Origin of the sequence: Streptomyces sp. KMM 9044, assembly GCF_024701375.2 — a bacterium.
Lineage (GTDB): Bacteria > Actinomycetota > Actinomycetes > Streptomycetales > Streptomycetaceae > Streptomyces.
The window spans coordinates 400,213-421,825 of record NZ_CP113910.1 but is presented as its reverse complement, the minus strand read 5'-3'; the positions used below and the strand labels follow the sequence as shown (position 1 = coordinate 421,825).

The following is a 21,613-nucleotide window of genomic DNA, read 5'->3' as shown; positions in this document are numbered from 1 at the left end:
GCTCACGGCCCGTCTGCTGTGAAGTCCGGTCACGCCGAGCGCATGCCCGTCCAGGCGGCCGGGGGAAGCAGCACCAGCCCCGGTGGCCACCACGGTCTCCCGGGCTCCGTACAGGACCGGTACAGGACCGGTCGGACTCCACCACGACGGTGCGGCGCCCACCCGCACCGTCCGGCCCTCCCCCGACCGCCACCCGATGCCGTACGTCACCAGGTTTCCGAGGTGCCGCCCGGTTCCCCCGCGGCCTCACCGCTCTTCCTCCCGTTCCTCCGGCGCGGTGCGGGCGGCCGTCGACGCGCGCCGTGAGCGCGGGACGGGTCAGTGGACGTCACTCATCCGGCGAGGGGGACGGCAGTCCCGGCGCGTCGGTGGCATCGTCGACGTAGGCGGGGACCGGGGAGTGCACCCGCAGGGCGACCTCGCCCGCTCGTTCGAAACGCAGGGTGATCCACGCGTAGTCCCCGCCGCGGATCTGCTGGCGCAGGTCCCGAAGCAGCAGGTGGACGCGCCCTTCCCCCAGTTCGACCGGTTTCCCGGTGGGTACCTCGGCCGGGCCCCGGACCGTGCCGTCCACGCTCACGATGTCCACGGACCGTGCGACCGTCGTCTCGGCGCCGAGCAGTCTGTCGGCGCTCTGCCCCTGGTTGAACAGCCAGAGATAGAAGGGGGCGTCGTCCCCCGGATCCCACGGGCCGTCGGGGGAGGGCTCGGCGATGTGCGCGTCGCGGATCAGGACCGGTCCGACACGGGCGTTGGCGCCCGGTGAGTTGTACTCGCCCTCATCGTTGCCGCATCCCGTCGTACCCGCGGCGGCTAGATCCGTCCTCCGCGGGTCACTCTTTTGCACAGCCTCCGGGCTTGATCACGGTCCTGAAGCGATCGTGCTTCGGCGGGTTCTGCAACGCGGACCGCTGCGCGGACCGCTGCTCTGATCGGTGGCTGACCAGCTGTGATCAGTTGGTCTTCCCGAATGGGTGACCTGCGGAGGACGGGGCCAGACAGCCTGCCACGAGGAGGGGCACCGCCCTTCGCCACGCACCCGCCGTTCTCGCGTACATCCCTGTGCCCCCTCTCTCCCGGAGTTCCGGCGGACTGCAGGCCGCCGCTGACAGGCATGCCACGCCCACCGCGGTGTGGCAGCACTCCTTGGGCCAGGTGGGGGGAGCTGCCGGAGATGTTCGGTGGCGTGTGCTCAGGCCGTCCGCTGTCCGGTCGCGGGACGCGGACCGCCGGGCGGTCCGGCCCCGGACGTTCGGTCACGTCACCCGTCTCTCGCCCTGCTCCGGCCCCCCTCGTCCGGCAAGTGAATGCCGTCCGCGGCGAAGCCCCCTCCACGACTTCCAGGCCGGTCATCCGTTCCACCATGCTGGTGGCAGGGGCGCGCACGTCCCCGGCCTCCCTGCCCACCCCCGGGTGACGCCGCCTCCTGGAGGCGTTCGGGTGAATCCCTCCTCCGGATCAACGACTCGGGAAGCCGACGACATGCGAAGCGGGCGGGCCGTTCACCCAGAACGGCGCGGCCGGTACGTACGGTGCATATGTGCAATTGCTCCCGGAGCCCGTTCGCCGGCTCGCCGCCTGGTGCGCCGTGATCCTGTTGGCCGTCGGGGTCGGCTACATCGGGATCCAGGTGTGCGTGGCGCTGCGGTCGGCTGTCGTTCCCGTGCTGCTCGCCCTGCTCGGTACCGCGCTGCTCCTCCCTCTGCACCGGTGGATGGTGAAGGCGAAGATCAACCGGTCCGTCGCCGCCGGGCTGGCCTGCACCGCCGTCCTCGCCGTGGTCGGCGGCGCCGTGTACGTCCTCACGGCCGCGCTGGTCGACACCTGGGACCAGATCGTCGCCTCACTGCGCCGGGGGGTGCGCGGGCTGGCCGACCACTTCGGGGCGGACGGCACCTCGCTGGGGGACCTCGCCGACGACGCCCTGGACCTGCTGGGCAGGTTCGGGGGAACGGCCGCCTCCGGCGTCGTGACCGGGGCCGGTTTCGTCGCGCAGGCCCTCGGCATGGCCGTGCTCGCGCTGCTGTTGGTCTTCTTCTTCCTGCGCGACTCCCACCAGGCCGTCGGCACGCTGCGCTCGCTCGTCCCGCGCGGCAGCGCCGACGCCGTCGAGGCGATGGCCCGGCGGGCCTTCGAGGGCGTGGAGGGGTTCATGCGGGGCACCACCGTGGTCGCGCTCACCGACGCCGTCTGCATCACCGCCGGTCTGCTGATCCTGCGCGTGCCGGGTGCCCTCGGGCTCGGGGCGATCGTCTTCATCGGTGCCTACGTCCCCTATATCGGCGCCTTCGTCTCCGGGGCCGCGGCCGTGCTGGTCGCGCTCGCCGACCGGGGGTTCGCCGTCGCGCTGTGGGCACTCGGGGTGGTGCTCGTGGTGCAGGCGCTGGAGGGGAACGTCTTCCAGCCGATGGTCCAGAGCCGGACCGTGCGGATCCACCCGGCGCTGGTCCTCGTGGCGCTCACCGCGGGCGCGTCCGTGGGCGGGATCGTCGGAGTGCTCCTCGCGGTCCCGGTCACCGCTGCCGCCTTCGGCGTCGTCCGCGAGCTGCGCACGCGTTACGCATGGTCCGGCATGCCGTCCGCGGACTCGTAGGGTTCACGCCGAATGCCGAGCACTTGTTCGCCCGTCTCGGCCCTCGAGGCTTTGCCCTCGTCGTTGACTCTGCTGCTCAATTCGGGGGATGGTCACGCACCGCATCCGAGAGGGGCCGGGGCCGGACCGCCTCCTCGCGAGGCCCGTTCCCTGTGCCCCGTCGACGGGCCGGCGTCACTCTCCGCAATGGAGCAACAGAGTCGTCGTTTCCGACGCCGCGGCGGCCGAAGTCATTCCCGACGCGCGCGAACCGTCTTCCCCGTCGTTCGTCGTCTCTCCGGGCCGTCGAGCAGCTCCCGCCGGATGGCGCGACGCTGCGCGGCGGTGATCGCCCCCCAGATACCGGTGTCCTCCCCATGCTCGACGGCCCACCGGCGGCAGGCGAGCAGGACGCGGCAGCGACGGCAGACCGCACGGGCGCGAGCGACCTGGGACTCGTTCTCCCGCTCGGCCGGAGGGAAGAACAGCTCGGGGTCCCCGCCCACGCACGCGGCCTCGCGGATCCACCCGCGTGCGGCGGGGAACAGGTCGGAGCCGAAGAGGGAAGGCCGACAGCCGTCCGGCACGGCACGCCTCCGCCGGGCGTCGGCCGAACCGGCAGACGGCTGCGGCACAGGTGTGCCGCGGGATCGGCAGAGGTTGCGCCTCCCACCGCACGCCCGGTAGGGCCGGTACGCTCGGCGTCCTCGGGCGTCGGGTCGCATCAGCGACGCCTCGGCACGGCCACACACGGGACAGGCATGAGCGGACACCGCGTGCCACGTGTCGCATCAGGCGGCGGATTCCGGGGCACCCGGCCACGACAGCGTCGGTGCAACGGAAGGAGACAGCAGATGACGGGAGCCCCGCCCGGGAAGGACCTGCGCCCCCGCTCCTCCTCGCTCCTGCTGCTGCTCCTGCTTCTCGCGATCTGTTACGCGGTGGCCGCTCTGGGCGGTGTCGCGGCCGCGGACCCGGGCAGCACGTACCGCTCACTCGAGCGCCCCGCGTGGGCCCCGCCCTCCTGGCTGTTCGGTCCGGTCTGGACGGCGCTGTACGCCACCATCGCCGTCTCCGCCTGGCTCGTACTGCGCCGCCGGCCACTGGCGGAGGTCAAGGCGGAGATCGTCCTGTGGGGCGCGCAGCTTGCCTTCAACCTGGCCTGGACGCCGTTGTTCTTCACCGCCGGCCGGTACGGCCTCGCGTTCCTCGACATCTGCCTGCTCCTGGCCGCTCTCGGCACCACGATGCTGCTTTTCCGGCGCACGAGCCAGGCCGCCTCCCTCGTCCTCGTCCCTTACGCACTGTGGACGCTGTACGCAGCGGCCCTCAACCTCGCCATCTGGCAGCTCAACGCCTGATGCGACCGGAGCCGACGGGCGTGGCACGTCGTCCCAACGGCATGGCACCGTGCCGGGCCGAGCCACGCGGCTCAGTGCCCACCCGGGTTCACAACCGGCCGTGCCGAGATCACCCTGCGCACAGACACCCCGGACAGCGACGGCCCCGCCCTTGCCGTGGGCTGCGACGGCAGGAACCTCTGGGGCACCGGCTCCGGCGGCACCCGGCTCGGTGAAACCGTCCTGACGGACCCTGCCGCCTCGCTGCGCATCCTCACGGTCGGCGCGCACGCCGAGGTCTACGCCGACAACGTGTTCGCCCTGAACACCCCGTGCTGCTCCGGACACCCCGTCCCGTGGAGGGCCGTCACCGAAGGACGCGAACACCCCGTCCCGGTCCGCCCGATCCGGCTGCCCGGCCCCCATCGCGACGACGCCTCCGCCGTCTGGCCCGGCCCCTCGACTCCCTGACGGGCGAGAGCCCGCGCCCGCTGACCGGCACCCGGGGCGGCTTCGCACAGGTCGCGCCGCACATGCCGGCGATCAGTGGCCCGCACCGTGCCGGACAGAGCTCGGCGGACGGCCTCGGCACATCAGCCCCGGTCCGCCGCCGACGGCGAGCGGTCCGACTCGTCGCGGGCCGGCTCGGCCCCGGCGAGGAGCCGACGGCCGACGATCAGGGCGCGAGCCGCCGGGCCTCGATCAGCACCAGGCTTTCCGGGTGGAGGGTGGGCGCCTGGACGCCGAGGACGGACAGGGTACGGCCCGACAGCGTGACACCCTCCGGTGTCCACCAGGGCAGCGGGCTCGTCGTCGGCCCCCGGAACTCGTCCCCCGGCGGCAGCGGGGCAAGGGTGTAGCGCGCGTCCGGCGCCAGGCCGGGCAGGCGCACGCGGCCCGCCGGGGCCTGCACGCTCGTCGCCGTCTGTACCACGGCGTAGACGGCACGGGACAGGTCGGGGGCCACGACGCCGTGCACCAGCAGCGCGGGATCGTGGTGGTCGGCGTGGACGACCGTCCCGGCGTGCAGCAGCGGGCGGAGGCGCTTGTGGGCCTCGATCCAGTCGGCGAGCCGACGGCGTTCCCCGGGCGTCGCCCGGGTGAGGTCCCACTCGATGCCCATGTGGCCGAAGAGCGCGGTGCCGGCACGGAAGTCGAGACCGTGCGTGCGGCCCGTGGTGTGCGAGACGGGCGCGCCGACGTGCGCGCCCATCAGCTCCGGAGGCAGCAGCAGGCCCGTCCAGCACTGGATCTGCTGTCGTTCCAGGGCGTCGATGCAGTCGCTCGTCCACACCCGGTCGCTGCGTTCGAGGATTCCGAGGTCCACCCGTGCGCCGCCCGAGGAACAGGACTCGATCTCCAGTGCCGGGTGGCGTCGGCGCAGTTCGTCCATCAGCGCGTACACCGAGGTGGTCTGTGCGTGCACCCCGCCGATGCCGCGCGCACCGCTGCCCGCGTCGACGAGGTCGCGGTTGTGGTCCCACTTGAGGTAGTCGATGGCGTACTCGGTGACCAGGGCGTCCAGGCGTTCGAGCACGTACGCGTACGCCTCCGGGCGGCCCAGATCGAGCACCTGCTGGTGCCGGGCCTCCGGCGGCATGCGCCCGGCCGCGGACAGTGTCCACTCCGGATGGGCCCTGGCCAGGTCCGAGTCCGGGTTGATCATCTCGGGTTCCACCCAGAGACCGAACTGGAGCCCACGGGAACGGACGTGTTCGACGAGCGGATGCAGCCCCTGCGGCCAGACCTCGGGGTCCACGTACCAGTCGCCCACCCCGGCCCGGTCGTCGCGGCGTCCGCAGAACCAGCCGTCGTCGAGCACGAACCGTTCGGCGCCGACCTCCGCCGCCGCGTCCGCCAGGGCCGTGAGGGTGTCCAGGTCCTGCCGGAAGTAGACCGCCTCCCAGGTGTTGAGTGTGACGGGCCGCGGTGCGGCGGGATGACGAGAGCGTTGCCGCAGGTAGGCGTGGAAGCGGGCCGCCATGTCGTCCAGGCCCTGGCCGTAGGAGCCGTACATCCACGGAGTCCCGTACGTGGCGCCGGGCCGCAGACGCACCTCGCCCGGCAGGAGCAGCTCACCGCCGCCCAGGAGCGAGACGCCGGAGTTCGTCCGCTCGGCGAACGTGCGGTGGTTGCCGCTCCACGCCACGTGCAGACCCCACACCTCACCGCCGCGGAAGCCGAAACCGCGCTCACCCACGGTGTGGACGAGCGTCGCATCGACGCCGGTGCGGCCGCGACGGTTCTCCCGAAGGTGCGTGCCTCGGGTGAACCCGTGCCGCTGCGGAGAGCGCTCCCGCAGGTGGCGGCCGGTCATGTCGAGCACTTCGGCGGCGTGGGCCGGTACCGGCAGGGCGAGCTGCAGTGCCTCCAGCGTGTAGGGGCCCTCACCCTGGTTGGTGAGGAACGCACGATGGCGGACGAGACCGGAGGAGGTCAGCTCCAGCTCCCACCGCAGGCCGAGCCGGGCCTGTCCGTCCGTGGCCTCGACCGTCAGTGAGCGAGGGGCCGTCAGCCGCAGCTCCCGGACGGTGAAGGCGCAGGAGAAGTCGGCGCCCTCGCGGTGCCCGGACAGCCCCGGTGTACCCAGCCAGCCGGCCGACTGCTCGGGCAGCACGCTCACGGGGACCGGGACGTCGGGAACGCTGGTGCCCAGTTCGGCGATGCTCGCCGTGGCGAGGGAGGCGAGGTCGCCCGCGCCGTCCGGTGCGCCGTCTCCCAGGTCTCCGAGGTCGGCTCCCCAGTGCAGCACCCGTGGGAGGCGGGGCCCCGAGCAGTCGAGGACCAGGCTCGTGCCCCCCGCACGGAAATGGAGGAGAGGGGAAGAACGGTCGGCGGTCACGTGCGTACGCTTTCGGTAGGTCCGGGGTGGGGGCGGGCGGAGGAGGCCGCCCTCTGCGAAAGCCGGGCCGGCCCGACCACGGCCGGTTCACCGACGCCGCGTTCCAGCACCTCGCGGCAGACGCGGTCGTTGTCGTAGCCGCCGCCGTGGGCGATCCCGCCGGACCGGTCGGACAGGTGCTTGAACGCGTCGTTCACGACTTCACCGCCCCCGCCGCGAGACCGGCCTTCCAGTAGCGCTGGAGCACCAGGAAGGTGATGACGATCGGGACGACCGAGACGAGCGACCCGGTGATGCTGAGGATCTGCAGCGAGGGGTCGCGGCTGACCTGGGACTGCCAGGTGAACAGGCCCAGGGTGACCGGGTAGAGGCGGTCGTCCTGGAGCATCACCAGCGGTAGCAGGAAGTTGTTCCAGATGACCACGAACTGGAACAGGAAGATCGTCACCATGGCGGGCGACATCAGCCGCAGTGCCATGGTGAAGAAGGTCCGCAGCTCTCCCGACCCGTCGATACGGGCGGCCTCCAGGAGTTCGTCGGGCACGGAGGCGGCAGCGAAGATACGCGAGAGGTAGACGCCGAACGGGCTGACGACGCTGGGCAGGAAGACCGCCCAGAAGGTGTTGGTGGCGCCCACCTCGGCGAAGAGCAGGAACAGCGGCAGCGCGAGCGCCGTGGCCGGGACCAGCACACCGCCGAGCACGACGGAGAACAGGAACTCCCGCCCGCGGAAACGGTACTTGGCCAAGGCATAGCCGGCCATGGCGGACAGCAGTGTGCCGACGGCCGCACCCGCGCCGGCGTACAGGAGGCTGTTGAGCAGCCAGGGCAGATAGACCCCGTCCTGCTTGGCGAACAGTGCCCGCAGGTTGTCGATCAGGTGGAAGTCGGAGAACCACAGGCCGAAAGAGCCGACCAGGTCGCCCTGGTTCTTGGTGGCCGAGACGACCAGCCAGAACACCGGAAGCAGCATGTAGAGGGCGATCACGGCCAGGAAACCGGTGGCGACGACCACCGAGAGGCGGCTCTCCCGCGGGCCGCGCGGTGTCGTCCCGGAGGCCGGCGCGGGCGCGTGGGCGCCCGCGGTGTCGGTGAGGAGGCTCATGATCCAGCCTTTCGACCCGTGAGCTTGAGGAATCCGAACGACAGGACGAACGTGGCCAGGGCCAGCGTCACCGACATGGCGGCGGCCTCACTGTAGTTGTCCGACGAGGCGAGCGAGTAGGCCGCCAGGTTCGGTGTGTAGGTGCTGGTGACGCTGGTGGAGATGGAGCGCAGCACCTGTGGTTCGGTGAACAGTTGCAGGGTCCCGATGATCGAGAAGACACCCGTCAGGATGAGGGCCGGGCGCAGGATGGGGATCTTGATGCGCCAGGCGATCGTCGCCTCGCCCGCTCCGTCCATGCGCGCCGCCTCGTAGATGTCGGACGGGACGGCCTGTAGCGCGGCGTAGATGATCAGCATGTTGTACCCGGTGTAGGTCCAGGTCACGATGTTGCCGATGGACCAGAGCATCATCGACGAGCCGAGGAAGTCCGGCGCGGACCCGGCCTTCTCGAGCAGGTCCACGACGGGCGACAGGCGTGGGTCGTACAGGAAGGCCCACATCAGTGCGGCGATCACGCCGGGGATGCCGTACGGCACGAAGTAGGCGATGCGGAAGAAGCGCTTGAGGCGGGCGACCGTGGAGTCCAGCAGCAGCGCGAGCGCCAGGGCCAGGGCCAGCATCACCGGGATCTGCACCAGGCCGAAGAGCAGTACCCGGCCGACGCTGCCGAGGAACTCGGCGTCGCCGAACACTTCCCTGTACTGCTCGAGACCGGCGAACACGGTCGTCTTGCGGCCGAAGGTGCCGCCGGTCCGTTCCGTCCTGAGCAGGCTCTGGTAGAAGGCGTAGCCGACCGGCACCAGGGTGAACAGTACGAACGGTATGAAGAACGGCAGGAGGAAGAAGACGGGCGCCCAGTTCCGTCTGCGGCGCGGCGGAGCGGGAGCTGCGGTGTTCTTCGCTGGCGGCGCCGCTGTCGCGGCTGTCCGGTCGACGGTCATGTCGTGGTCTCTTCCCAGGCTTCCTTGACGAGGGGGGAGAGGACCGGCGGCGCATTCCAACGCGCCGCCGGTCCACGTCACTTACTTGGCGACCTCGAGGGACTGCTTCTCCAGGGAGTCCACCGTCTTGGTGTCCGTCTGCGCAAGCGCGTCCTCGAGCGTCCCCTTGCCGCCCAGCGCTTCCGCTATGCCGTCGCCCATGAAGCGGTAGGTGTCCGTCATCGTCGGACCGAAGGTCCAGTCCGTGGTGACGTTCAGGGAGGCGTCCGCGAAGACGTCGAAGATCTTCTGGCCGCCGTAGAAGTCCACCGGCTGCTGCAGGGCCTCCAGCTCGAGTCCCTCGATGGCCGCGGGGTAGAGACCGCCCTCACGGTTGAGGATCTCCAGCGCCTTCGGGTCCGTGTTCAGCCACAGCGCGAACTTCGCCGCCTCATGGGGGTGCTCGCTCCCGCCGAGGACGGCCGTAGTCGAACCGCCCCAGTTGCCGGCCGTGTCGTCGCCCGCCGACCACTGCGGCATCGGCGCGACGCCCCACTTGCCGGAGGTCGCCTTGGCGTTGTCGCGGATGGTGCTGTAGCCCCAGGCGGCGCTGACCCAGGTCGCCACCTCGCCGTCGTTCCACGCCTTGTAGAGCGCCGGGGAGAAGCCCTGCAGATCGGTCGCGACCAGTTTCTCGTCGATCATCCTCTGCCAGTAGTCCGCCACCTCACCGGCGGCCGGGCTGTCGACATCGACCTTCCACGCGTCGCCGTCCTGGGCGAACATGTTCGAGCCCATCTGCCACAGCAGGCCGCTGAACCAGTTCGGGTCCGTCTGCGAGAAGTGCGTCATGTACGCCTTCGGGTCGGCCTTCTTCAGCTTTTTGGCCGCCCCGTAGTACTCCTCCCAGGTTTCCGGGACGGATATGCCGTGCTTCTCGAACAGGTCCTTGCGGTAGAAGAGGGCCATCGGGCCCGTGTCCTGCGGCACCGCCCAGACCCCGTCCTCGCCGCCGGCCCCGAAGGTCACCTGCGACCAGGTCCACTCGGCGAAGTCGTCCTCGGCCTCCTTGACGCCCGCGCACGCGGCGATGTCGGTGAGGCCCTCCTGGAGGCGGAAGCTCGCCAGCGAGTCGTACTCGATCTGACCGAGGTCGGGGGCGTTGCCCGTCTTCAGGGCGTTGGCCATGTTCTGGTACGTGCCGGCGTTGCCGTTCGGGGTCGACTTGACGGACACCTGGATGTCCGGGTTCTGGCGGTTCCACTCGGCCACCGCCTTCTCGACGCCGGGGATCCAGGACCAGTACGTCAGCTCGACCTTGCCCTCGCTCTTCTCACATGTGCCCTGACCGCCCGAGGCGCTGTCCTCGGTGCCGGAGCCGCCGCACGCCGCCGTGGCGAGCAGGGGAAGGGCGGCAAGGGCCGCCAGGGTCCGGCGCAACATGGGGCGTTGGGTCCGCAGTGACATGACGTCTCCTCAGGTGCGCGCCGCTCTGCTATGTGTCCCAGAGCGGTCGGGGTGCGCACACATTGACTGTTAACGACTCGTAAAGTCAACACAGTCCATCGGGAAATCACGGAACCAAACACAAACCGTTATCGACAGTGCGAGGGTGTGGAGTGGTGGTCTCTACCTGCGAGAATTGGCTTTACCGATCACGGGACGGGATTGTCGAACGTTGTCAGAAAACGATTCAGTGAATGTGCATACGTGAATCATGTGGTCTGTTGAGTCTCCCCGCCGGGCTCCCGGTGCCGCGGGTGCGCCGTCCGTGACCCTTTCGATGCGTGTCGCCCGGAGGGAGTGTCCGACCGGCTGAACGGGCAAGTCGCGCCGCGGAGCGGTGTCCCCGGTCCCGTGGAGCGGCGTCCCCGGTCCCGCGGGGGACGTCGTCGGGAGCGTCGCCCCGTGTCAGGTGCGGCGGTGCGCTCGTGCATATGTGCTTCCGTACCGCTCGGGCCCTGCCGCCGCGGACGAGCGCCCCGCTCCGCCGGACGCGTCACGCCGCCGAACCGGACGGCGAAGCCGGGCGTGCCGCCCACAAGGTGCTCCCGGAACGGGCCGGACCACCCTGCGGCGTGTGCGGCGGCCGGCAGGAGGAACCTCAGGCGCGGTCGGTTTCGAATTTGGACTGGACCTCATACCCGACGGTCTTCAGCAAGCGGCGGGCTGACGAGTCAGCGGCGTGCCCGCCGCATCCGCTTCGCGGTCCTGTCGGACTGGTGAGACCGGATGAGCCAGTGCCCCCCGCGGCCGGGTGCCCGACCCGCGCCGAGTAGATCACGTGATGGCCAACTGTGACGCTCACACGGCCAACTGAAGTGCTCAGCCCAGTCACAAACGGCGAGGAAACCAGCACCAGTTGCGCTGATCTTCCTCGCCGTGCTGTCGGCAGCCCCTATGCTTACCGGTCGACCGGCTCGGCAGCGCAGGTGCCCGTCGTGGAGCAGGACGGCGGCCAGCCCGAACCGCTCCCCGCCGCCGTCACAGGCAGCGTGACTGGAGTGCCGGTGGGACGCATGGACCGGTGGTGTGCGGGGCCGCCGTCGACGCCGACGGCGCCCAGCAGGGTGCGGCGGCGGGCCTCAGGTCGTCGGCGTGACAATCAGCCGCCGCTCTTACGCCGAAACGACCGCTGGCTCGCGGCCGGACCGTGCGTGCCGCGGATCTTCGACGCATCCGTGTGCGCGGCACCCTGCACCTGCTCGCCGCGCTTACGCTCCAGAGCCTCACGGAACTTGCGCTTGAGGTCGTCGTTGCCCTCCTCCTCGGGTGTGAGAGGAGAGCTCTCGGACTCGACCGGCTCCGGACCTTCGTGCGATGAAGACTCGCCAGCCATGATGACCTCCTGGGATCGGACAGTAAGAAGGCACAGCCTGCCACGCCAACACCCCGAACCCGAATCAACACCGTGATCGCCGACATCGGTGTGCGGTCACCCGTCGAGCGATTTCGCATCGAACGTCCGTTACGAGAATCATGTCAAGGCGGACGCGGTGCACACCCCGCCCGGGCTCATCGCCGACCGTGCGCCCTGGCTGGGCGTCCGGTACACCCGCTGACCGAGCGGCCCGACCAAGCGATCCACGGGCGGGCTGGATCCGCTCGGAGCCCGGCGACCTTGGCGCTCGCCGACAGCTCGTAGACCAGCGTGACCGCGCGCCTGCCGCCGGCCGGAAGGGGGACGTCCCAGCGGACGATGCCTTGAAGGTCTCCGTGGTCAGCTCGAAGGTGCTCATGATTGCTACTCCTGCAGGTAACAGGGGTGGTGGGCCGTGCTCGGGAGCTGGAGGGCCGCTGGGTGCGTCACGAGGCCGTGTCGCACCCAGCGGCCGGCTGGCACGTGACGGTGCTCGTACACCGCCCGTGGACCGGGGTTCTGCGAGGTCAGTGAGCGGTGACGTTCTCCGCGGGGATGCCCTCCGTGGTCGCTGCGTCGTCGGCCGGAAGGGGAGCGGTGCTCTTCGGCCCGCGCAGGGCTACGTAGACGAGCAGCACGGCCATGACGGCGGCGCCGATCCACATGGCCTGCTGCCAGCCGTCGACGAAGGACTGCTGCGCGGCGTGGACCAAGTCCTGGGAGCGGCTGCCGGCCGCCGGGGCGACCTCGATGGCGTTGGCGATGCCCTCGCGGGCGGTGTCCGCGGCTCCGGTGGGGAGACCGTCGAGCTTGCCGTCGATGGCGCCGCGGTAGCCGCTGGCCAGGAGCGCGCCGAGCATCGCGACACCGAGCGCGGTGCCGAACTCGCGGGTGACGTCGTTGAGCGCGGAGGCAACCCCCTGCTTGGCGCGAGGCAGTGAGCTGGTGATGGCCTCCGTGGAGGGTGTCATCGACAGTCCCATGCCGATGCCCATGGCGAGCATGCCGCCCAGGATGGACAGGTAGCCGCCGTCGACGGACACGAACAGGGCCATCAGGGCCAGACCGAGTGTGGCCAGAGCGACGCCCACGGTCATGGTGGAGCGGGTGCCGATCCTGGCGGCCATTTTGGGGGCGAGGCCGGAGGTGATCATCATCATGACGGCCATCGGCATCATGGCTGCGGTCGACAGCAGCCCGGACCAGCCCAGGACGGCCTGGAAGAACGGGAAGAGGACCACAGCGATGCCGGCCTGAACACCGAAGACGACCAGCAGCGTGATCGAGCCGCAGGCCAGGCCACGCTCACGGAAGAGACGTACGTCCAGCAGGGAGGCGTCCCGGCGGTGCAGCTCCCAGGCGACGAAAGCGATGGCGGCGACGATGCCGACGGCCAGGCTGATCAGGGTGACGGGGGCGGTCCAGCCGCGTTCGGGACCCTCCTGCAGCACGAAGATGAGGCCGATCACGGCGGTGGTGGAGAGCAGCGCACCGATGGTGTCGAAGGAATGGGCGGAGCGCTCAAGGGAGTTGGGCACCGACTTCAGCGTCATCGCCAGTGCGACGACGGCCAGGGCCACGGGCAGGACGAACAGGTAGCGCCAGTCGGCGACGTCGACCAGAAGGGCGGAGAGGAACATGCCCAGGATGCCGCCGCCTCCGGCGACACCAGTCCACACGCCGATCGCCTTGCCCCGCTCCTTCTCGGGGAAGGTGGAGGTGATGACGGCCAGAGTGATCGGCATGATCGTCGCGGCGCTGATCCCGGCCGCCACGCGGGCGCCGATCATCACCCCGGCCGACGGCGCGAGTCCCGCGACGACGCTGGCCGCAGTGAAGACGATCAGCCCGGCGATCAGCATGGGCTTACGGCCCAGGCGGTCTCCGATCGCTCCGAGCGGCAGCAGCAGGGCGGCCAGGGCGAGGGTGTAGATGTTGATGATCCACAGGACGGTGGTCTGCGAGGCGCCCCACTCGACGGCCATGTGGGTCTGGGCGACGTTCAGTCCGGACACCGAGGCGATGACGGCCATCAGGGCGATCGAGACGGTGATCAGGATCGCGCGCAGCTGACGCGGATCCGGCGCGTCCTCGCTGCTGGTCTGTGCGGCCGCCGCCTGAAGAGGCTGATGGGTACTCATGTTTTCCTTCCGAAAAGGGGCATGCTGAAGCAGCGCCGGGGCAGGCCGGTCGCCACGTCGGTGAGAGAGGGGCGTGCTGACCGCGCGGACCGCTGGATCACGGTCGCGCGGTTCGTCAGCAGCGGGGCTGCTGTGTCAACGGGTGGTCGCGCGCGGCTGCCGCGCCGGGGCAGGCCGGTCGCCACGTTGGTGAGAGAGGGGCGTGCTGACCGCGCGGACCGCTGGATCACGGTCGCGCGGTTCGTCAGCAGCGGGGCTGCTGTGTCAACGGGTGGTCGCGCGCGCGGCGTCGGTGTCCACGGTGGCCAGCAGGGCGTTGAGGTGGGAGCCGGCCAGGGCTCCGGCCGTCGCGGAGGCGCCGATCCGGGCGGTGAGATCGGTGGCGTTGCCCGCCACCCACGCGCCGGGGACCGCGGTGGTGCCGGCCATGGTGGAAGCGAAGCGGCGGCCCATGTTGTCGGACAGTTCCTCGATCGGCGGGTTCAACCCGTCCAACCCCTCGGTGCGGGCCTGCATCCGCGTGGCCACGGCCAGGACGCACCGTGCCACGACGATGCCGTCGTCCAGACGCGCCCCTGCCAGGGCACCGTCCTCGTCGTCGACGACTTCGCTGACCGGGGCTTCGATCACGCGGATGCCGCGGGCGGCGAAGCGGGCGCGGGTGTCCGCGTCCAACTCGGTGCCGCGGGTGAAGTAGACCAGGTCGTCGGTGGGCTGGCGGAACAGCCCGGTGTGGTGGACCGGGGCGGGGCCGGTGGCCAGGATGCCGATCGGCTCGCCGCGGACCTCCCAGCCGTGGCAATAGGGGCAGTGCACCACGCTGTGGCCCCAGTGGTCGGCCGGGGCCGGGTACGTCGGGCAGCTCGTCGCGCAGGCCGGTGGCCACCAGTACCCGGCGTGCCGTCACCGTGCGGCCGTCGACCAGGCAGATGGTGCACCGCAGGTCGACCTCGGGCGACGCGTCGGCAGGTGCGGCTGAGACCACCTCGCCGAAGACGACCTGGCCACCGTACGCGCCTACCTGCGCCCGTCCGCGCCGGAGGATCTCGGCCGGCGGTGTGCCGTCCAGGACGATGAAGCCGTGCATGGCCTCGGTGGGCGCGTTGCGCGGGGCGCCGCTGTCGATCACGACGAGCGAGCGGCGCGAGCATCGGCGCACCGTTCAGGCCCGCGGCGCCACTGCCGATCATCACCACATCCACGATCGTGCCGGTCAGCGCGTCGCTTTCGGCGTGGGAAATCTGCGCAGACATGTCGCGCCCTTTCGTTGTGCGTGGCCCCGTACCGGACCATCTGCCCACGACGTTAACCCCGTATTGCATCAAGGGCATACAGTGTTGCTCATGACGCAAGAAGATGGACAGCTGGACAGCCTCGTACGCAAGCGGATCCGCGCCCTGCGCGTTGCCCAGGGCTGGTCCCTGGAGGAACTGGCCACCCGGGCCAACCTCAGCCAGTCCTCGCTGAGCCGCATCGAGAACGGTCAGCGGCGCCTCGCCTTGGACCAGCTCGTCACCCTCGCCCGGGCTCTGGACACTACGCTGGACCAGCTTGTGGAGAACGCAGCCGACGACGTCGTCATCAGCCCGATGGTCGACGGCACCCACGGGCTGATGCGCTGGCCCATAAAGGGCGACCCTGGCATGAGCGTGGTGCGTCAGCGGATGACCGAGCCGCCGCCCGGCAACCCGGCCCGCATGCGCGCCCACCCCGGCCGCGAATGGCTCGTCGTGCTGTCCGGCGCCGCCATCCTGATGCTCGGCCACCGGCGCTTCCGCGTCGAGACCAACCAGGCGGCCGAGTTCCCCACCATGATGCCGCACGCCATCGGCGCCGATGGCGGACCCTGCGAGATCATGGGCATCTTCGACCGCGACGCTCGCCGCGGTCACCAGAAAGCCGTCGGTGCAGCCGGCGACGAAGCCGAGTGCGGGGGCATGCGGGGCTCCTGCGAATAGAGCGTGGCGGCCTCGCCGGAGGCCTCGCTCCGCCGAGGGGCTTTGCGCGACGGGCAGCGCACCAGGCCACCTTCTTGCGTTTCAGGCAAGTAGTCGTGCGGTGGGCGCATTGTCGGCCTACGGTGTTGCCCATGATCCGAACGCACCAGTCAACCTCTCACCACGGCGAAGGAGTTCACCTCCTCGACCACGGCCATGGCAGCCACCAGGAGCATGGCGATGGCGGCCAGGCGGAGATTCTCGACCTCGATGCCGAAGTGCTTGCCGAGCACATAGCGTCCATCACCGCTTGGCTGCCTCTGAAGGGAGAGCCGCGTCGGATCGTGGACCTGGGCTGTGGCACGGGAGCGGGCACCTTCGCGCTCCTCGAACGCTTCCCCGACGCACACGTCACCGCCGTCGACACCTCGGCCGGGCACCTCCAGCTCCTGCGCGAGAAGGCATGCGCCCGCGAAGTCGAGGACCGCGTACGGACCGTGCAGGCCGACCTCGACGCACGCCACTGGCCCGACCTCGGCACACCGGATCTCGTGTGGGCCTCGGCCTCCATGCACCACATGGCCCACCCCGACCGCGCCCTGTCGAACGTCCACGATCTGCTCGCCCACGGCGGCCTGTTCGCCGTCGTCGAACTCGCGGGCTTCCCCCGCTTCCTGCCCGCCGACACCCCGGAGAACCGGGCCGGACTTGAAGAACGCGCCCATGCCGCGGCCGACAGCTTCCACGCCGAGCACGTACCGCACCGCGGCGCCGACTGGGGCCCGATGCTGACCGCCGCCGGCTTCACCGTCACGGACAAGCACGCCATCACCGTCAACATCGAAGGCGGGCGCAGCGAAACGATCGGCCGCTACGCCTACGGCAGCCTGCGGCGCATCCGTGGCGTCGCCGCACCCGCCCTCAGCCCCGAGGACCTCACCGCGCTCGACGAACTCCTGGACACCGACAGCCCGAACAGCATCCTGCGCCGCGACGATCTCGCCGTACGTACCGAGCGCACCGTCTGGGCCGCCCACCGAGACTGACGCCCCGGTACCCCAGGCTGCCGACCGCAACCAGCCCCAACACCCAAGTTCTCACCTCATGCACAAGCATGCCCATGCACCGGTGTGCGCCGTGTCGGTCCGAGCGACCCGGCCCGCGCACCCAGCGCGAATATCCCCGTGCCCCCGTGGTGCGGCGGAGAAGAAAGGGAGCATCTTCGTGACTGCACCACGGATCCCCGCCGAATACGAAGCCTGGCGCCAGGGCCGGTGGGAAGAGATCGCCGGAGCGAACGGCAACCTGATCGCGGCAGCGTCGCGTGGTCTGCTCTGGCCGGATTCCCCACATCCTTGACGCCCGTCCTGTGCCACCGCCAGGAGTCACCGGACGAGCCACAGCCATGGTCGTGAGAATCGCCGGTTTGGCTAACCGGCGATCAGGCGCTATGCAGCCGCGCTGCTTCGGCCGCTCAGATGCATGGGGCTGTGGGCGCCTCCTCCTTTGAGACGGGATACGAGGGGCCTGGGCCGGCTGACCCGTGGCGGTGCGTAATCCGACTTCCGGTCGAGCGCCTTCGCTCCTGATCGCCGTCCGGACCGTCCACGTGACGGTGATCACGGACGTCCTTCGGGGGGTGCTGCGTAGGCTTGGGCCGTCGCCACGGTGGGGTCCGCGAGAGGGGGCGAAGCCCTCCTCCAGTCACCTGACGGAGCGTCAGAAAAGTCGGCAAGCGGTCAGCGCGAGTCCTGAAAAACCTGGGGACAGCTGCCCGGACATGCGACTCGTTGTAGGGTGTCGAAACAGCCCTTGACCTGCAAAAACGCAGGCAGGGAGCCTACTTGTGGGAGTGCCCCGATGTTGCGTACCATGTTCAAGTCCAAGATCTAGCATTTGGGTGTTTTTGCAGGTCAGAGGCTTGATGGCCCCACTCAGGTCAGCAAACGGTCAGCATCGGGCGTGGGAGCGTCCCAGCTTGCTGACGGGTGGCCGCCATGACGGGTGACCTCGACAGGTCTCTGGCTCCCACCAGGCCGCAGCCGGACCCACCGCGGCGGCCCTCCCCGTGACCTGCTGCGTCATGATCGCCCGCGCCCACGAGCGGGGCTGGTTCCGGGTCTGCAGGGTCGTCGGTCGCCGCGCCACCTGGGGGCCGACGCGGGTAGGAGATGTTGTGTCAAGCTCCTACTGGGTCGGATGTCCGAGTGAAGGGCGAGCGGCCGCCCAACCCGTACGTACGACAGGGGATCCCCGTATCCGCCATGCCGCCGCCTCCCAGCAGCGATACTGGATGCATGGACACGACGATCACCACACCCCGCGCCGAGGTGTTGCGGGACCGCTACCGCAGCCGACTGCCCGAGCGCTTGCAGGAGCTGGCCGGTCCCGTCGAGGGCAACGTGGACCTGCCGCTCCACATCGTCTGGTCCGGGCGGACCAGCTACAGCCTGGACCGTCCGAAGTCCCGCATGACGCTCTACCGGACCGTCCTCGCCGAAGGACTGCGCGAGGACCTGATGATCCTCCTGCACCACCGGCTGCTCGCCGAGCAGTGGCCCGTGCTGCGGCGCTTGATCAGCCCTTACATCCGCGAGGTCTGGGAGGACGCCTTCCCCGAGCTGCTCCGCACCGCTCCGGCCGACACGGCCGCCGCGTGAAGCTCACTCCGCTCCACGAGCGTCTCCTCGCCGACATCCTCGACATCGGCTCCCCCTACCCTCTGGTCCTCACCGGCGGATACGCCGTGCAGGCCCACGGCCTGGTCGAACGCTTCAGCCGCGACCTCGACGTCGCCACCGAGAACCCCGCTCCGATGGAGGAGATCGTCGCCTCACTCACAGCGGGTCTCAGCGAGCGCGGATGGCGGACCACGCACGTCCAGACCGATCCGCTCAGCGGCCGTTTCCTCGTCACCGAGCCGGATACCGGCGAGGAGTGCGAGGTCGACGTCCTCAAGGAGGCGTTCTGGGCCCCTCCCGCTCAGACCCCCTACGGCCCTGTTCTTTCCCTCGATGACGTGATCGGCACCAAGGTCCGTGCCCTCGCCGACCGCGGCACCGTCCGTGACCTCATCGACGTCCAGGCTGCTTCCCGCCACCGCTCCACCGCCGACCTCGAATCCCTGGGCCGCCGTCGTGCCCACGACGAGTTCAGCCTTGAAGACCTCCGGGACAGGCTTATTGGCGCGGAGTGGTACGAGGATGAGGACTACACCGCGTATGGGCTCACCTCCCGCCAGATCGACGAACTCAAGGCGTGGGCACTGGAATGGGCGGAGGATCTGGGTGCGCGGATCCATGACGAGAACGCCTGAGAAGGGGGCATCGCGAGGGGCAGCTGAGCGATGCCCCGCAGCGGACTCACGGCGAAGCTGGGCTGCGGCAACGGTCAAACACTGCATCCCGCTCCCGCTCCCAAAGACTGTCTGTGAAGCCGGATCCGCGGGCCGATGGGCTGGCCGCAGATCTCGGACCCGGTCCTTGAGCGCGGTCAGGCTGCGGTCCAGCCGGATCCGCTCAACGATCGCCGTCGCCGGCATATCGGGCCACTGCTCGAGCGGTTCACGGATCTGCGGCTCGACCGCGTCCACGACCGAGCCCTTCGGCGCCCGCTGGTACGTCGGCGGCGCGTCGTCCGCGATCGCCCTGCAGACGGTGGTCCTCGAGATTCCCGGCTTCCTCGCGGTCGCCCGCACCGGCATCCGCTCGGCCCGGTGAAGCCGACGGAGCTCCGCCCAGTCCTCCACGCTGATCACCACTCCTCCCGGCCTGACTCAACGAGTTTCGGCAATCTGCGCAGCGCCCGGCCCATCGCCCTGCCGCTCGATCCGGTCGGGCACGAAGAGGTCAGGCTGCTCGTACAGGTTCGTGCGCGAGAACCGCAGCCGCCGTACCCGTGCCTCGTCTGCCTGCTCCTGAGGAAGGTCTTCCCGTGTGCTCTCCGAGAGCGCCAGTTCTACACGGGCAGTCAGACACCGGTACCTGGTGGCGCGAGGCGGCGGGGTGGCTTGAACATTTTCGGGGCCCGGTGCCGAGGATGGCCCAGTGCTCGAGGCAGCGCCTGTCTACCTGAAGTGTCGTCAGGCAAGTCAGCATCCGGTCAGCATGAGCCGCCGGCCTGTCCTGGAGGATTGCTTGAACAGACGCCGGTGCGGCGCGAAAGCTCAGGCGTGAAGCCGTCTCGCCCGAGCGGAGCGATGTTCCTCACAATTCTCGACCGGCGTGTTCCGGTGTACAGTCGACACCGCCCTTGACCTGCAGAAAGCTGGCAGGGAGCCGTCTTACAGGAGTCCAAAGTGCTGCGTACTCTGTTCAAGTCCAAGATCCACCGTGCCACCGTCACCCAGGCCGACCTGCACTACGTGGGATCCGTGACGATCGACGCCGAGTTGCTCGACGCCGCTGACCTGCTGCCCGGTGAGCTCGTGCACATCGTCGACATCACCAACGGGGCCCGGCTGGAGACGTACGTCATCGAGGGGGAGCGGGGCTCCGGTGTCGTCGGGATCAACGGGGCCGCCGCGCATCTCGTCCACCCCGGGGACCTGGTGATCATCATCAGTTACGCTCAGGTGACCGATGCCGAGGCGCGGGCGCTGGAACCCCGGGTGGTACACGTGGACCGCGACAACCGCATCGTCGCCCTGGGGACCGACCCGTCCGCACCGGTGCCGGGGTCGGGCCAGCAGCGCAGCCCGCAGGCCGCCACGGCCTGAAAGGCGTGACCGCTGCGGGCGGTGGCCACCGTGACAGACAGCGGCAGGAGCATGACGTATCCATGAGTGACATCGAGATCCGCGACGACCGGCCGGCGGGCCGTCTGGAAGCGGCGACGGCGAGGTCGTCGGCCGGATCGGGTACTTCGTCCTCGAATCCCCCGAGCGCGCACTCGTGCCGGTGCACACCGTCGTCGAGCCCGCCCACGAGGGCAAGGGCATCGCGGGCTCCCTGGCGAGCGAGCTGTACGTCATCGCCGCCTGCGAGGGTGTCGTGGTAGCCCCGCTGCGCCCGTACGTCACCCAGCGGGCCGCACACCACCCCGACCGGGCCCCGGCCGTCTCCCCGGCCCTGATCCGGGCGGCGGAGCAGCGGCCGGCGGCGCACCCCGAGCGCTTCTGGGTCGTTGGACGCCCCCGTGATCGCCCTCCTGCACACCTCACCGGTCCACGTCCCCGTCTTCGACGACCTGCGCGACGACACCCGTCCGGAGCTGGAGCTGCGGCACCTCGTCGACGAGGAACTGCTGGTCCGGGCCCGTGTGGAAGGGCCCGAGGCCGTGGTTCGCGAGGTACGGGCGAGGCTGCGGGAGGCCGTCGCCGCGGGTGCTCGGACCGTGCTGTGCACGTGTTCGACCATCGGCCCGGTCGCGGAGGCGTCGGCCGACCGGATCGGTGTGCCGGTGTTGCGGGTCGACCGGCCGATGGCGGGGGCAGCCGTGACCGCCGGGCCGCGTGTGGGCGTCCTCGCCGCCCTGTCGAGCACCCTCGGTCCGACGACGGCCCTGGCCGAGGAGGAGGCGCACCGTGCCGGCCGCCCCGTCGAGGCGCGCACGCTGCTGGTCGAGGGTGCCTGGGCCCACTTCGAGGCGGGTGACCCGGAGGTACGTACGTCAGGTCGCCGCTGCGGCCGACGCCGTCACGGGTGCCGACGTGATCGTGCTCGCCCAGGTCTCGATGGCCCCTGCGGAGCGCTTCATCACGACCACCGTCCCGGTGCCGTCCAGCCCGCGGGCAGGGCTCGCGGCGGGCGCGGCGGCGGGTCGCCGGTAGAGCCACCCGGGTCTCTCCGCTTCAGGCGGACGGGTGACTGGGGACGCGGCCGTCGGGTATGCGGGGGAGTAGTCGAGAGCCCACGCCGACCGACTGGCCGGAGGACACCGTCATGACGCAACC

The 21,613-nt window shown here is 70.3% G+C and carries 19 protein-coding genes and 3 pseudogenes; 11 read left to right on the top strand and 11 right to left on the bottom strand.

What is annotated here, in order from left to right; all coding sequences use genetic code 11:
• Positions 1-328: 328 nt before the first annotated feature.
• Positions 329-847 carry a copper chaperone PCu(A)C gene (locus tag HUV60_RS02005; RefSeq protein ID WP_257852653.1) on the bottom strand — a complete coding sequence of 173 codons (519 nt, stop codon included), beginning with the start codon at positions 845-847 and terminating at the stop codon, positions 329-331.
• Between the two features lie 693 nt (positions 848-1,540).
• Between HUV60_RS02005 and HUV60_RS02000 the strand changes: the two genes are divergently transcribed.
• On the top strand, positions 1,541-2,593 hold the full coding sequence (locus HUV60_RS02000) for an AI-2E family transporter (RefSeq protein ID WP_257852654.1): 1,053 nt from the start codon (positions 1,541-1,543) through the stop codon (positions 2,591-2,593).
• Between the two features lie 230 nt (positions 2,594-2,823).
• Here the strand turns inward: HUV60_RS02000 and HUV60_RS01995 are convergent, their stop codons facing one another.
• Positions 2,824-3,159 carry a WhiB family transcriptional regulator gene (locus HUV60_RS01995; protein ID WP_257852656.1) on the bottom strand — a complete coding sequence of 112 codons (336 nt, stop codon included), beginning with the start codon at positions 3,157-3,159 and terminating at the stop codon, positions 2,824-2,826.
• A gap of 267 nt (positions 3,160-3,426) precedes the next feature.
• On the opposite strand from HUV60_RS01995, the gene HUV60_RS01990 reads away from it, so the two are divergent.
• Both HUV60_RS01990 and HUV60_RS01985 read left to right on the top strand, forming a co-directional pair.
• Positions 3,427-3,933 (top strand): TspO/MBR family protein, encoded by a 507-nt coding sequence (locus HUV60_RS01990; RefSeq protein WP_257852657.1) that lies wholly within the window; start codon positions 3,427-3,429, stop codon positions 3,931-3,933.
• A gap of 156 nt (positions 3,934-4,089) precedes the next feature.
• Positions 4,090-4,383 (top strand): hypothetical protein, encoded by a 294-nt coding sequence (locus HUV60_RS01985; RefSeq protein WP_257852658.1) that lies wholly within the window; start codon positions 4,090-4,092, stop codon positions 4,381-4,383.
• A 205-nt stretch (positions 4,384-4,588) separates the two neighbouring features.
• Here HUV60_RS01985 and HUV60_RS01980 read toward each other — a convergent pair whose 3' ends face one another.
• The 8 genes and pseudogenes from HUV60_RS01980 to HUV60_RS01945 form a co-directional block, all read right to left on the bottom strand.
• Positions 4,589-6,754, bottom strand: coding sequence for an alpha-galactosidase (locus tag HUV60_RS01980; protein ID WP_257852659.1), 2,166 nt, complete (start codon positions 6,752-6,754; stop codon positions 4,589-4,591).
• On the bottom strand, positions 6,751-6,951 hold the full coding sequence (locus tag HUV60_RS01975) for a hypothetical protein (RefSeq protein WP_257852661.1): 201 nt from the start codon (positions 6,949-6,951) through the stop codon (positions 6,751-6,753). The genes HUV60_RS01980 and HUV60_RS01975 overlap by 4 nt, the downstream gene beginning before the upstream one ends.
• On the bottom strand, positions 6,948-7,859 hold the full coding sequence (locus HUV60_RS01970) for a carbohydrate ABC transporter permease (protein WP_257852663.1): 912 nt from the start codon (positions 7,857-7,859) through the stop codon (positions 6,948-6,950). Before HUV60_RS01970 ends, HUV60_RS01975 begins: the two co-directional genes overlap by 4 nt.
• A complete protein-coding gene (locus HUV60_RS01965) occupies positions 7,856-8,803 on the bottom strand; it encodes a carbohydrate ABC transporter permease (protein ID WP_257852665.1) in 948 nt (315 codons plus the stop codon). The genes HUV60_RS01970 and HUV60_RS01965 overlap by 4 nt, the downstream gene beginning before the upstream one ends.
• An 81-nt stretch (positions 8,804-8,884) precedes the next feature.
• Complete coding sequence (locus HUV60_RS01960; protein WP_257852667.1) at positions 8,885-10,249, bottom strand: ABC transporter substrate-binding protein; 1,365 nt, start codon at positions 10,247-10,249, stop codon at positions 8,885-8,887.
• Between the two features lie 1,138 nt (positions 10,250-11,387).
• Positions 11,388-11,621, bottom strand: a complete 234-nt coding sequence (locus tag HUV60_RS01955; RefSeq protein WP_257852669.1) for a DUF5302 domain-containing protein — start codon at positions 11,619-11,621, stop codon at positions 11,388-11,390.
• Between the two features lie 548 nt (positions 11,622-12,169).
• Positions 12,170-13,783 carry an MFS transporter gene (locus HUV60_RS01950; protein WP_257852670.1) on the bottom strand — a complete coding sequence of 538 codons (1,614 nt, stop codon included), beginning with the start codon at positions 13,781-13,783 and terminating at the stop codon, positions 12,170-12,172.
• Between the two features lie 264 nt (positions 13,784-14,047).
• A pseudogene (locus HUV60_RS01945) lies at positions 14,048-15,036 on the bottom strand (NAD(P)/FAD-dependent oxidoreductase).
• A 90-nt stretch (positions 15,037-15,126) separates the two neighbouring features.
• On the opposite strand from HUV60_RS01945, the gene HUV60_RS01940 reads away from it, so the two are divergent.
• Positions 15,127-15,741 (top strand): XRE family transcriptional regulator, encoded by a 615-nt coding sequence (locus HUV60_RS01940; protein WP_257852672.1) that lies wholly within the window; start codon positions 15,127-15,129, stop codon positions 15,739-15,741.
• A gap of 149 nt (positions 15,742-15,890) precedes the next feature.
• Here the strand turns inward: HUV60_RS01940 and HUV60_RS01935 are convergent, their stop codons facing one another.
• Complete coding sequence (locus HUV60_RS01935; RefSeq protein WP_257853222.1) at positions 15,891-16,013, bottom strand: hypothetical protein; 123 nt, start codon at positions 16,011-16,013, stop codon at positions 15,891-15,893.
• Between HUV60_RS01935 and HUV60_RS01930 the strand changes: the two genes are divergently transcribed.
• The 7 genes and pseudogenes from HUV60_RS01930 to HUV60_RS01900 all read left to right on the top strand — a co-directional run bounded on the left by HUV60_RS01930 (position 15,978) and on the right by HUV60_RS01900 (position 21,490).
• The gene (locus HUV60_RS01930) at positions 15,978-16,766 is read left to right on the top strand and encodes a class I SAM-dependent methyltransferase (protein WP_257853179.1); all 789 of its coding nucleotides are present in this window, start codon (positions 15,978-15,980) and stop codon (positions 16,764-16,766) included. The two genes, HUV60_RS01935 and HUV60_RS01930, sit on opposite strands and share 36 nt — an antisense overlap.
• A 1,251-nt stretch (positions 16,767-18,017) precedes the next feature.
• Positions 18,018-18,380, top strand: a complete 363-nt coding sequence (locus tag HUV60_RS01925) for a hypothetical protein (protein WP_257852673.1) — start codon at positions 18,018-18,020, stop codon at positions 18,378-18,380.
• A complete protein-coding gene (locus HUV60_RS01920) occupies positions 18,377-19,036 on the top strand; it encodes a nucleotidyl transferase AbiEii/AbiGii toxin family protein (RefSeq protein WP_257852674.1) in 660 nt (219 codons plus the stop codon). The genes HUV60_RS01925 and HUV60_RS01920 overlap by 4 nt, the downstream gene beginning before the upstream one ends.
• A gap of 166 nt (positions 19,037-19,202) precedes the next feature.
• A complete protein-coding gene (locus HUV60_RS01915; RefSeq protein ID WP_257852675.1) occupies positions 19,203-19,439 on the top strand; it encodes a hypothetical protein in 237 nt (78 codons plus the stop codon).
• A 578-nt stretch (positions 19,440-20,017) separates the two neighbouring features.
• Positions 20,018-20,437, top strand: a complete 420-nt coding sequence (gene panD / locus HUV60_RS01910) for an aspartate 1-decarboxylase (protein ID WP_257852676.1) — start codon at positions 20,018-20,020, stop codon at positions 20,435-20,437.
• Positions 20,438-20,499: 62 nt separating this feature from the next.
• Positions 20,500-20,837, top strand: a pseudogene (locus HUV60_RS01905) (GNAT family N-acetyltransferase); the annotation flags it as partial.
• 19 nt (positions 20,838-20,856) lie between these two features.
• A pseudogene (locus HUV60_RS01900) lies at positions 20,857-21,490 on the top strand (aspartate/glutamate racemase family protein).
• The last annotated feature ends 123 nt before the right edge of the window (positions 21,491-21,613 follow it).